Genomic DNA, 12113 nt, shown 5'->3' on the forward strand with positions numbered 1-12113 from the left:
CTACAACTTGGAACTGAGCAAAAAATGATTTATGAAAGAGGTCTAATAATTTAGGCATCTTTTTACAATACATTTTTTTCAAGAAACAGGAGGTACCGCAAAAAATTACCATAAAAATTTGCGGCATCCTAAAACACCTTCGAATATTATCGGACAATAGACAGATATAAATTATTAATTTTTAATAATATTAAAATTAAGTCGGATGTGATGGAATAAGGAAATGGTGCGCTCAGCGGGACTCGAACCCACGCCACAGGCTTCGGAGACCTGTACTCTATCCAGTTGAGCTATGAGCGCTTATATGAGGAGTGCGCACATCATAACAAAAAATCGCATAAGGTAAACAACTATATATAAGCTAGTAATTTTAGTGACTACGCTTTGAACAATCTTCTCACACCTTTATAAAAGAATTCCCACTCAATCACTTGGCTTATTTATACAGATCACTCACAATATCTCAATTTTTCACCATTTGAGATCTCCATGACTGATGCATTGACCTTAAGGGATTTGTCAAAGACCTATCACAATGGCTTTCAAGCATTAAAAGGTATTAATCTGGATGTACCAGAGGGTGAGTTTTATGCCCTGCTCGGCCCGAATGGTGCAGGTAAATCTACAACCATCGGCATCATTAGTTCCTTAACAAGAAAAACCTCTGGGACTGTTGAGGTTTTTGGTCACAACTTGGATACTCACCCTTCTGAAGCGAAACAGTGTTTAGGCGTAGTACCACAAGAATTCAACTTCTCCCAGTTCGAGAAAACGTTCGACATCCTTGTTACACAGGCGGGTTATTACGGTATTCCAAAGAAAATTGCTCAAGAACGTGCTGAAGAATATTTAAACAAACTGGGTTTGTGGGAAAAACGCGCTACACAGGCACGTATGCTTTCAGGCGGGATGAAACGTCGTCTGATGATCGCCCGTGCCATGATGCATGAACCAAAACTGTTAATTCTGGATGAACCAACGGCGGGTGTCGATATCGAGCTGCGTCGCTCGATGTGGGACTTTCTGAATGAGATGAACAATAAAGGTACATCAATCATTCTGACCACTCACTACTTAGAAGAAGCAGAGATGCTGTGTCGCCGGATTGCAATCATTGACCGTGGTGTTATTAAAGAAGACACCACCATGAAGAACTTCCTCAATCAGCTAAATGAAGAATCCTTTATCTTCGATCTGGCTGAACCAATCGAACCTCTCCAGCTCGATATTATAGGGGTGAAGTTTAATCTGGTCGATCCAATGACATTGGAAGTCACTTTAGATAAAGCACATAGTATGAATGAACTGTTCCAGTTACTCGAAGCACAGAATATCCAAGTACGTAGTATGCGTAACAAATCCAACCGTCTTGAAGAATTGTTTGTGAAAATGGTTGAGAAAAACCTCAATGGAGCTGCGCAATGAATTTAAATCAGCTTGGCGTTGCCCTCTATACCATCATTTATAAAGAAATCCGCCGCTTTATGCGGATCTGGCCCCAAACCCTACTTCCACCTGCCATTACCATGACTTTATATTTCGTGATTTTTGGTAATCTGGTGGGTTCACGGATTGGAGAAATGGGCGGCTTTAGCTATATGCAGTTCATTGTGCCCGGTTTGATCATGATGGCGGTTATTACCAACAGTTATGCCAACGTATCTTCCAGCTTCTTTAGCTCTAAATTTCAAAAGAGCATTGAAGAACTGATTATGAGTCCGGTACCGCTACATGCAATCCTGTGGGGCTATGTTCTAGGTGGCGTGGCACGTGGTATTTTGGTGGCAATTATTGTGACCAGCATGAGTCTATTTTTTACTGACTTATATATTACTAACTGGTTCGTCACTATATATACAGTACTCGTTACTTCGCTACTGTTTTCATTGGGTGGCTTTATTAATGCGGTATATGCCAAATCCTTTGATGACATCTCGATTATCCCCACTTTTGTGCTGACTCCCCTGACTTATTTAGGTGGTGTATTCTATGCCATCAGTGTTTTAAGCCCTTTTTGGCAAAATCTCTCTTTAATTAACCCGATCGTCTATATGGTGAACGCATTCCGTTTCGGCATTTTAGGTCATAGCGATGTCAATGTTTCCATTTCATTGGCTGTGATTACCTTCTGGTGTGCTGTGTTATACGGTATTGCTTACTATTTATTGTCTCGTGGTTCAGGAATGCGTGAATAATGAGTGTAGAACATTCTCTTCTTGGTAAAGACACCAACTATCCAACAGAATATCAACCGGAGATTCTGTACCCAATTTCACGTGCACCTGCGCGTGAGAAATATGCTCATATTGAAGCTATTCAACAAGGTACGGACTGGTGGCATATTTTTGAAATATCTTGGTTAAATGCTGCCGGTGTACCACAGGTCGCAATTGGTCGAATGACTTTACCCGCATCTTCTCCAAATTTGATCGAATCCAAATCTCTTAAGCTGTATTTCAACAGTCTGAATTTTGCCAAGTTTGAGTCTAAAGCAGCTTTTATTGCGACAGTCGAACAGGATTTATCTAAAGCCGCTGAAGCGGACGTAAAGCTAGATCTGTTCCATATAGATGAGCTGGACATTGCCAAGCCTGAAGGAATCTGCCTGGATGAACTGATCCCAGAACGTCTGGAAAATCATCCTGATGCGACGTTATTGGCTCTAGATAATAAAATTGATGAAAATGTCGAAGTTCAGCTTTATTCACATTTATTAAGAAGTAACTGTCCAGTCACTGGACAACCAGACTGGGGTACAGTATTTATACGCTATCAAGGTAAAAAACCTTGTTATAAGAGCATATTGGCTTATATTATTTCGTATCGTCAGCACAACGGTTTCCACGAACAATGTGTGGAACAGATATTTGCCGATATCTGGCAAAATCTAAAACCGGAAAAGCTGATGGTATATGCGACCTATACACGCCGTGGTGGATTGGATATCAACCCTTGCCGTGTATCGGACTTCACATGGATGCCTCGCCCTATTCGTTTAGCGCGACAATAAGAAACATTGAGGTTTAACGATGCCTTTTTTTGGATTTATTCCTTCAGCAGAACTTTTAAATACAATTCAGACTGCACAGAAAAATAAAAACTCCAGCGAACCGCTGTATCCACTTCGTGACAAAACGGCATTAATGATCAATGATGAGATCATTGATGCCATTTTGACTGAGCTTGTACGCAAGTTCCCAGCAAGTGATAAGCGTGATACTGCGGAAAAACTGGCAGGATATATCAAGTCCACGGTAACAGTCTTGCTCAAGCAGTTACTGGGCAAAGCTCCCAATGAGGTGGTACGTGAATCCATTGCCTTTTCTGAACGCAGTCTGTTTAAGGATCCTGAAGGCAACATCCGTATCGGTGAATCTCTGGATGCCAATCTGGTCACTAACCTTAAGTACCAGTTTGCTGAAGTAAAAGCAGGCAATGAAATCGACAAACAGACCTTGAGCAATCTCTATAAGGAGTTTGGTGAGGCGACTGTGCGTCATTTCATGGTGGATTTTAACAAAACCCTGGATCTGGGCATGATTAAACGTAAAGCGGCGGATATTGGTGCTTCTGCAGTGATCAAGGCAATCAACATTGCTGCGGATAAAATCATCCTGAAATTAAACAAGGATGAACTAAAGGCAATGGCGGAATACCACGATACTTTGTTCTATTCTTAATATAAGTTGATAAAAGAAGCCTGGCTGATGTCGGGCTTTTTTATTGCCAATGAAATAGCTTGTTACAGTAAATGCATCTTCACAAGAAAAATGCGTTAAAAATAGCCATACTTTGTCTCTTTTTGTCAAAGCAGTTGGATGTCATTATCCAGTCAATGTTATCTTTAATAGTCCTGAGCAATTGTGTTCTGTTTACAAGATTTTATCGATTTTTTGCCTCTTTTTTCGGGCATAAATAGAAGTGCAGGATGCCCCCTGTTGCCAACTCATTCATGAAATTGGAAATCACTGTCAGATGTTAAAACTACATTTTTATAAAAAACTTAAACGACTTTCTCTGGTATTCGCTGCACTAAGTTTTAGTAGTTTTAGCCAAGCCAATGATTTCCAAACGCATCCTTCTTATTCCGCTTTTAAAATCAAAACGATGCAACAGTATGGTTTAAGTAATGAACAGATTGACTGGGCCATGAATGGTACACGCAATTTGCCGAATGTGCTGAGCATCATGAGTCGTCCAGGTGAAAGCAAACCGTGGTATAGCTATAAAACCAATTTTCTGGCTGAAAGTACCATTCAGCGTGGTGTGCGTTTTAAACAGCAGTATGCCGATACCCTGAATCGTGCTGAACAGCAGTTTGGTGTACCACAGGCGATTATTCTTGGGATTCTGGGAGTAGAAACCGGTTTTGGTAGCAACAAAGGTTCTTTTATCACCCGTGATGCATTAGCCACTCTTGGATTTAATGGTGATCGCCGCAATGAATACTTTCAGGATGAGCTTTCTGCTCTGATTGCCTGGTCATATAAAGATGGGGTGCCAACCAACTCCGTAGTGGGTTCTTATGCCGGTGCGATCGGTTATCCTCAGTTTATGCCAAGCAATATTCCCAAGTTTGGTGTCGACTATGATGGCAATGGTCATATTGATCTTCGTAACTCTGCTGTGGACGCTATTGGTTCAATTGCCAATTATCTGGCTCAGCATGGCTGGCAACGCAACCAGCCAATTGCTTTCCCTGCACGTTATGCTGGTTCAAATCCGGATGCAATAATTGCCAAGGACCTAACCCAGCCAACACCCTATGGTGTATTAAAAACTCAAGGAATTAGTCCTATGAATCCGATCGTAAAAATCGACGATCTGGATTTGGTCAATGTCATTCAATTGCAAGAAAATTATGGGCCGATTTACTATATTACTTATCCAAATTTTCAGGTGATTACCACCTATAATCGCAGCCGAATGTACGCCACTGCTTTGTGGTTGTTAGGTACAGAAATCGTGAGTCGATAAGACTCTTATTTACCGCAAGACACAAAAGTCAACAAATATTTATGAGAAACAGTTCAAATTTTGGACTTTTTTCATACCTTGTTACAATTATGGTTATTTTTTAACCAATTATTGTTTATTTTACGTTCTTTTCAAGACTATTTTAATTAAAGACTAGACAGGCTATTGCCGGCATGAATATTATCCATTTCGTCAAATGTAGTTGCATAAGTTAAATATCAGGCTCGTTTACTTGGTTTTTCAGCACTTTAGATTAACCTTTTGAACCCGCTGCTAGGAGTTGATTCGATGCATTCTTCAATCAAATACTTAATGGCCATTGCCACGACCGTCACACTGACGCAGTCGCAGGCAGAATTGGTCCAGTCATCATCATTAAATAATGATAATGACCGTTCGCGTGTTGCCACACGTGTTCTGAATCGTGAAGCTCAAAGCTTCAATTCAAACTTTACAAATTTAAACAGCCTTTCAATCACTGAGCGTTCTGGCGATAAAGTTCGTCGTGAAACGATTGCAGCTAAAATTGAAATCCCTGAAGATGAGCCTTCAGTGATTGAAAAACTGAACACTGTTGCTTCCAACACAGTTCGTAAATTCAGCCAAACTGGTACAGCATCTTGGTATGGTCGTCAGTTCCACGGTCGTAAAACGGCTAGCGGCGAAACTTTCGACATGAACGGAATGACTGCAGCTCACCGTAGCCTCCCATTGAATTGTTACATTCGTGTGACTAACAAGAACAATGGTAAGAGTGTGGTAGTGAAAGTAAATGACCGTGGTCCATTCCATGGCAACCGTGTACTTGATTTATCTTATGGTGCAGCCAAGCAAATTGGCATCACCAATGCGGGTACTGCCAAAGTTAGTATTGAGCGTGTACAAGGGCCAAACTCTTAAGATTTAGCTTATTAACGCATTTGACCAAAAGCCACAGATAATGTGGCTTTTTTTATGGAATGATTTGCTGTGCTTAAATTAGAACTTATTTCAGGTGTACTGTTACTGCTCTTATCCACCCTGCTCGTCTATTGGTCTTTCTCCAGTAAGCTGACTTCCTGACGAGTGCGTTTTGACCACCACCCTGTTCTGCTTTATATTTTAAGAAATAGAAGCAGCAGGAGTGGAAAATGAAAACTGTAACGGAATGGTTTGATGAATACAGCGACAGTCATCAGAACAAGACTAACAAGCTGATCCACTGGGTCTGCGTTCCCACCATCTATTTTTCTATTATCGGTATTCTTGCTCACTTCAGTGCATTACTCACTGCATTACTGGTTGTCTTGGCGATGATCTTTTATACGCGTCTTGATATTGTATTGGCGGTTGCTATGGCAGCACTGACTTTAGTTATGGCCTGGTTGATCTGGATCCTGCCAGTTGGCGTCGGTTTTTATATCGGGCTATTTGTTTTTGCCTGGGTTGGCCAGTTTTATGGCCATAAAGTGGAAGGGAAAAAGCCTTCTTTTTTTAAAGACCTCCAATTCCTTCTTATTGGCCCGATTTGGTGCATGGATGCCTATCTAGGCAAAGTAATTCCTTTTTGGAAAAGTCGCCAAATAAGCGAAATGAAGCGCATTTAGCGCTATTTCTCATTTTCCTTCATGGGAAGGACCTTATTGATAGGTTCTTCCTTGATGTTTTAACCAGCCATCAACATGTTTTCGGCTTGGATCATGATGCGTCCAATGAATGACCCCACCTTTTTCGCTATATTCATATTCACCAAAAAATTCGACCACGTCGCCTTTTTGAATATTTGGAATCCACGGTGCCAGATCAATATTATGAGCGATCAGCACGGTATGGCCATTGTTTAGTTCTAAAATAAACTTCTGATGACGAGACCCTTCATTATCATCTTTTAATATCGCAATCACCTCGCCTGCACCTTGAACCTGAATATCACTTTGTCTTTGCTGATAAGCCTGTTGTATACGTGCAGTACCCGTATCTACCGTATTAATATTTGCACGATCAGGCTGCTGTTTATGTTGTTCAGTAGCTTCCTGTACAGGTGTGAAAGTATTGGTCAGTTGCCTGGGCTCAGACAGATCAAGCCCTAAATAAGCAGCAACCAATAGTACGATGACTGCTCCAATCCCTATATTTGTTTTATTTACCATAATTCTCCCCTGATCAGTAATGACTTAATCATAAAAAAAGCCCCATTAAATGGGGCTTTTCTAACTTTTACCTAAAGGTAAAAATTATTGAGCAGCAGCAGCTTGAGCAGCAGCAACTTCATCAGCAAAGCTCATTTCAGCTTTCTTCTCGATGCCTTCACCCACTTCGAAGCGAGTGAATTGAGCAACTGTAGTACCAGTTGCTTTAAGGATTTCAGCAACTTTTTTGTCGTTGTCAATAACGTATTGTTGACGCTCAAGAACAACTTCGTTCAGGTATTTCTCAACAGAACCTACAACCATCTTCTCAACGATGTTTGCTGGTTTGCCAGATTCAAGTGCTTTCGCTTCAGCGATTTCTTTTTCTTTCGCGATTAGCTCAGCTGGAACTTGTTCAGCAGAAACTGCAACCGGGTTGAACGCAGCAACGTGCATTGCAATACCTTTACCAGTCGCGTCGTCACCTGTATAAGACACAACAACACCGATCTTAAGACCGTGTTTGTAAACTGCAAGGTTTTCGCCTTCAACAATTTTCGCACGACGTACTTGGATGTTTTCACCGATTTTTTGAACAAGCGCGATACGAGCTTCTTCAACAGTAGCGCCATCTTCAAGTTTAAGTTCAGCGATTTTAGCAACATCAGTTTCGTTAGCAGCAAGAGCAGCAGCAGCAACTTTAGCAGAGAAACCAGCAAAGTTTTCGTCTTTAGCAACGAAGTCAGTTTGACAGTTTACTTCTAAAAGAATTGCTTTGTTGCCTTCCTGAGCGATCGTGATCGCGCCGTCAGCAGCAATGTTACCAGCTTTTTTAGCTGCTTTTGCTTGACCAGATTTACGCAGGTTATCGATCGCAAGTTCGATGTCACCACCAGCTTCTGTCAAAGCTTTTTTACATTCCATCATTGCAAGACCTGTACGATCACGCAATTCTTTAACCATGCTTGCTGTAACTGCAGTCATGTTTATCTCCTAAATTCGGTAGAAAATGAATTCTTTATAGAACAGAAACGGCCCAGAGGATTCTCATGGGCCGCCTGCATACACGACGCTTACTTTGCCACCATCACGTGTCGCAAAAATGACAAGCTAGCGTCTAACGCATTAAGCCTCAGAAGCTGGAGCTTCTTCTGCTTTAGCTTGTGCATTTGCTTGTGATTGAGCATATTCTTTACCAGCAAGAATCGCGTCAGCCATAGCAGAAGCATAAAGAGTAACTGCACGGATCGCATCGTCGTTACCCGGAATAACGTAATCTACGTTGTCTGGGTTAGAGTTTGTATCAACGATACCGATTACAGGAATACCAAGGTTTTTAGCTTCTTTGATTGCAATTGCTTCGTGATCAACGTCGATTACGAATAGTGCGTCAGGTAAACCACCCATGTTTTTAACGCCGCCAAGACCGCGTTCAAGTTTGTCCATCTCACGAGTACGCTCAAGAGCTTCACGTTTAGTCAGCTTAGCGAAAGTACCGTCTTGAGATTGAGTTTGAAGGTCTTTTAGACGGTTGATTGACTGACGAAGAGTTTTCCAGTTAGTCAACATACCACCTAACCAACGGTGATCAACGTATGGTTGACCAGCGCGTTGAGCTTGCTCACGGATGATTGCAGAAGCTGCACGTTTAGTACCAACGAACAAAACTTTGTTCTTTTTGCTAGCCAATTGGTTAGCAAAGTTCAAAGCATCATTTAACGCAGGAACAGTGTGCTCAAGGTTGATGATGTGAATTTTGTTACGCGCGCCAAAGATATATTGACGCATTTTTGGGTTCCAGAAACGAGTTTGGTGACCAAAGTGCGCGCCAGCTTGTAGAAGGTCGCGCATGCTTACGTTGTAATCTGCCATTTTCTTTACCTTAAAGATTTGGGTTAGGCCTCCATATATCCGCATTCTCCACCCTTGCGGGCACCCAGAGTAATGTGACGATATATGTGCGGATTTTTAATACACCATTCATCAAGCTACGCAAATATATTCACGAAAAAGCATTTGATAAAATGGGCGGCTATTTATACCATAGTCGCACACAAATTTCCAAAAGTTTTTAGAGATCATGAACACTACTTATCAAGCTCCCCGTCGTTTAATTAAATCCGCTGAAGATATCGAAAAGATGCGTGTAGCTGGACGACTGGCGGCAGAAGTTTTGGATATGATCAAACCGCATATCAAACCAGGTGTATCAACGCTTGAATTGGATACGATTTGTCATGACTATATTGTAAATGTACAGAATGCGATTCCAGCATGTCTGGGCTATGGCGCAGCACCAGGCCGTCCTGCTTTCCAGCATACGATCTGTACATCAGTCAACCATGTGGTCTGTCACGGTATTCCCTCTGAAGGCAAGATCTTGAAAAAAGGCGATATTCTTAATATTGACGTGACTGTCATCAAAGATGGTTTTCATGGCGATACCAACATGATGTACATCGTGGGGGGTGAAACTTCTATTCTGGCGAACCGTCTATGTAAAGTCGCTCAAGAAGCGATGTATTGTGGTATCGCAGTAGTTAAGCCAGGTGCAACCATGGGTGATATCGGTCATGCGATCCAAAAATATGTGGAATCTGAACGTTTTAGCGTAGTACGTGAATACTGTGGTCATGGCATCGGCACCACTTTCCATGACGAACCGCAGGTGCTGCATTATGGCCAGCCAAATACCGGTATGATCTTAGAAGAAGGTATGACATTTACGATTGAACCAATGGTCAATGCAGGTGTTTGGCAAACCAAATTGCTGGGTGACAAGTGGACGGTTGTGACCAAGGATCACAAATTATCTGCGCAATATGAGCATACTCTTTTAGTAACAAAACATGGCGTAGAAGTCCTGACTGCCCGCCCTGAAGAAGATTTGTTACGTTTTACGGCATAATCCTTACAGGAAGCGCACAAAAAAGGTTACCCACAGGTAGCCTTTTTTATTTTATATTTCACATATTTTATAGATTTCAAGTTTAGCCTGAAAGCCTTTAGTTACTGCGCCTTAACATCGAAGTTCAAGATAAACTTCGGCTATCAAAACACTTTTTCCGTAAAGTTTTATAAATTCTTTTGCCTAATGTGCACCAATATAGGCTAAGATATTGTGCTTTTTATTTTTTAATCCCTATAAGAAGGAATACCGCCGTGGACGTACGTCTCTCTGATCGTGTAAATGCCATCAAACCGTCCCCAACGCTTGCTGTGACTAACAAAGCTGCTGAACTTAAAGCTGCTGGTCATAACGTAATTGGCTTGGGTGCAGGTGAACCAGATTTTGATACACCACAACACATCAAAGATGCAGCAATTGCAGCGATTAACAACGGTTTCACCAAATACACCGCTGTAGACGGTACGCCAGGTCTTAAAAAAGCCATTATTGCCAAATTCAAACGTGACAACAACCTTGACTATGCAGCAAACCAGATCCTGGTTTCTTGTGGTGGCAAGCAATCATTCTTTAACCTGGCACTTGCCTTGTTAAACAAAGGTGATGAAGTCATCATCCCTGCACCATTCTGGGTAAGCTACCCTGATATGGTGATCATTGCTGAAGGTGTTCCTGTTATTGTGAAATGTGGTGAAGAACAACGTTTCAAAATTACTCCTGAACAATTAGAAGCGGCGATTACTGACAAAACTCGTCTAGTGGTATTGAACAGCCCTTCTAACCCGACTGGCATGATCTATACGAAAGCTGAACTAGAAGCCTTAGCTGCAGTACTGCGTAAATATCCAGAAGTGTATATCGCATCTGATGACATGTATGAACCAATCCGTTGGGATGACGAGTTCTACAATATCGCAACTGTTGCTCCAGACCTTTATGACCGTACAATCGTATTAAATGGTGTGTCTAAAGCCTATGCAATGACTGGTTGGCGTATCGGCTATGCAGCTGGTCCTGCGAAACTGATTGGCGCAATGAAGAAAATCCAGTCTCAATCAACTTCTAACCCGACTTCTATTTCACAAGTTGCTGCGGAAGCTGCATTGAATGGTCCTCAAGACGTACTTGAGCCAATGATTGAAGCATTCAAACGTCGTCATGACCTGGTTGTAAAAGGCTTAAATGATATCAATGGTATTTCTTGCCTACCTGCGGACGGTGCATTCTATGCATATGCAAACATCAAACCATTGATTCGTGCCAAAGGTCTTAAATCTTGCACAGAATTCTCTGCTTGGTTACTGGAAGAAACTGGTGTTGCAGTCGTTCCTGGTGATGCATTCGGTCTAGGCGGCTTCATGCGTATCTCTTACGCAACTGCTGACGAAGTACTGGTTGATGCACTTGCTCGTATCAAGAAAGCTGCTGATTCAATCGAAGGCGTAGATGCTGCGATTGCTTCTATCGAAGCTGAAAAAGCTGCTAAATAATTTAGAGACTTTCTCAAGTTTTTAAATAAGAAACCCGCGTTTATCGCGGGTTTTTTTATTTGTTCTCTTTAAATTTAACCTTAAATTTTGCACTTTCAAAACTAAAATTATGAGCGATCCGAATTAAACATCTCGATGACTTCAGCTTCAGTCATTTTTTGGGTTTGATTATTAAATAAATAGAAGGCTGGCTGATGATCCACATAAATCTCCAGATTAAAATCCAGATCATCAGGTAATTCCTCCAATGTAAAAACATTGATATTGGCAAATGAGTGATCTTTGGTTCGCCAAAAAATAAAAGTACCACAAACACTACAAAAGCCGCGCTCCGCCCATTCTGAAGAGTTAAAAACAGATAAATACTGCTGATCGACAAAATGAATCTCTTCGATATCAATAGCCATTAATGGCCCACTGGTCTGGCGGCGACACATCGAGCAATGACAGGCAGCAACTTCATGATTCCTGAGTTGTACTTCAAACTGAGTCGCACCACATAAACATCTTGCTTTCATCAGTATTCCTCATTGAACTTATTTTTTATATTTATTTTTAAGCCAAGGTATAAACCCTGCATACTCCAATCATACAATTTTTAATTGATGCCTGAGCCTCCATCCATCTAGA

At 41.5% G+C, this 12113-nt stretch carries 13 protein-coding genes and 1 tRNA gene; 9 read left to right on the forward strand and 5 right to left on the reverse strand.

The features are described from left to right. Positions 1 to 224: 224 nt before the first annotated feature. A tRNA-Arg gene (locus tag C8322_RS07780) sits at positions 225 to 300 on the reverse strand. 189 nt (positions 301 to 489) lie between these two features. On the opposite strand from C8322_RS07780, the gene C8322_RS07785 reads away from it, so the two are divergent. From C8322_RS07785 to C8322_RS07815, 7 genes are all read left to right on the forward strand, one after another. Further along, a complete protein-coding gene (locus C8322_RS07785) occupies positions 490 to 1425 on the forward strand; it encodes an ABC transporter ATP-binding protein (protein WP_004815237.1) in 936 nt (311 codons plus the stop codon). Further along, the gene (locus C8322_RS07790; RefSeq protein WP_004815236.1) at positions 1422 to 2195 is read left to right on the forward strand and encodes an ABC transporter permease; all 774 of its coding nucleotides are present in this window, start codon (positions 1422 to 1424) and stop codon (positions 2193 to 2195) included. Before C8322_RS07785 ends, C8322_RS07790 begins: the two co-directional genes overlap by 4 nt. Next, positions 2195 to 3010: an NADPH-dependent 7-cyano-7-deazaguanine reductase QueF gene (gene queF / locus C8322_RS07795; RefSeq protein ID WP_004815235.1), complete on the forward strand. Its 816-nt coding sequence runs from the start codon at positions 2195 to 2197 to the stop codon at positions 3008 to 3010. Before C8322_RS07790 ends, queF begins: the two co-directional genes overlap by 1 nt. Before the next feature lie 19 nt (positions 3011 to 3029). Further along, positions 3030 to 3680, forward strand: coding sequence for a hypothetical protein (locus C8322_RS07800; protein WP_004815234.1), 651 nt, complete (start codon positions 3030 to 3032; stop codon positions 3678 to 3680). 295 nt (positions 3681 to 3975) lie between these two features. Continuing rightward, positions 3976 to 4977, forward strand: coding sequence for a lytic murein transglycosylase B (mltB, locus tag C8322_RS07805; RefSeq protein ID WP_004815232.1), 1002 nt, complete (start codon positions 3976 to 3978; stop codon positions 4975 to 4977). 288 nt (positions 4978 to 5265) lie between these two features. Further along, positions 5266 to 5877, forward strand: a complete 612-nt coding sequence (locus tag C8322_RS07810; protein WP_004815231.1) for a septal ring lytic transglycosylase RlpA family protein — start codon at positions 5266 to 5268, stop codon at positions 5875 to 5877. A gap of 230 nt (positions 5878 to 6107) precedes the next feature. Continuing rightward, the gene (locus tag C8322_RS07815) at positions 6108 to 6563 is read left to right on the forward strand and encodes a DUF962 domain-containing protein (RefSeq protein WP_004815228.1); all 456 of its coding nucleotides are present in this window, start codon (positions 6108 to 6110) and stop codon (positions 6561 to 6563) included. A gap of 33 nt (positions 6564 to 6596) precedes the next feature. On the opposite strand, the gene C8322_RS07820 is transcribed toward C8322_RS07815, so the two are convergent. From C8322_RS07820 to rpsB, 3 genes are all read right to left on the reverse strand, one after another. After that, on the reverse strand, positions 6597 to 7106 hold the full coding sequence (locus C8322_RS07820; RefSeq protein WP_004815227.1) for a DUF3465 domain-containing protein: 510 nt from the start codon (positions 7104 to 7106) through the stop codon (positions 6597 to 6599). Positions 7107 to 7190: 84 nt separating this feature from the next. Further along, on the reverse strand, positions 7191 to 8069 hold the full coding sequence (tsf, locus tag C8322_RS07825; protein WP_004815225.1) for a translation elongation factor Ts: 879 nt from the start codon (positions 8067 to 8069) through the stop codon (positions 7191 to 7193). Between the two features lie 141 nt (positions 8070 to 8210). Continuing rightward, a complete protein-coding gene (rpsB, locus tag C8322_RS07830; protein ID WP_004815222.1) occupies positions 8211 to 8957 on the reverse strand; it encodes a 30S ribosomal protein S2 in 747 nt (248 codons plus the stop codon). 208 nt (positions 8958 to 9165) lie between these two features. Between rpsB and map the strand changes: the two genes are divergently transcribed. Both map and C8322_RS07840 read left to right on the forward strand, forming a co-directional pair. Next, complete coding sequence (map, locus tag C8322_RS07835; protein ID WP_004815220.1) at positions 9166 to 9993, forward strand: type I methionyl aminopeptidase; 828 nt, start codon at positions 9166 to 9168, stop codon at positions 9991 to 9993. Positions 9994 to 10247: 254 nt separating this feature from the next. Further along, positions 10248 to 11483: a pyridoxal phosphate-dependent aminotransferase gene (locus tag C8322_RS07840; protein WP_004815219.1), complete on the forward strand. Its 1236-nt coding sequence runs from the start codon at positions 10248 to 10250 to the stop codon at positions 11481 to 11483. A 107-nt stretch (positions 11484 to 11590) separates the two neighbouring features. On the opposite strand, the gene C8322_RS07845 is transcribed toward C8322_RS07840, so the two are convergent. After that, positions 11591 to 12001, reverse strand: coding sequence for a GFA family protein (locus tag C8322_RS07845; protein WP_004815218.1), 411 nt, complete (start codon positions 11999 to 12001; stop codon positions 11591 to 11593). Positions 12002 to 12113 lie beyond the last annotated feature (112 nt).

It is taken from the genome of Acinetobacter sp. SM1B (assembly GCF_003289665.1).
GTDB classification, from domain to species: Bacteria; Pseudomonadota; Gammaproteobacteria; order Pseudomonadales; family Moraxellaceae; genus Acinetobacter; species Acinetobacter schindleri.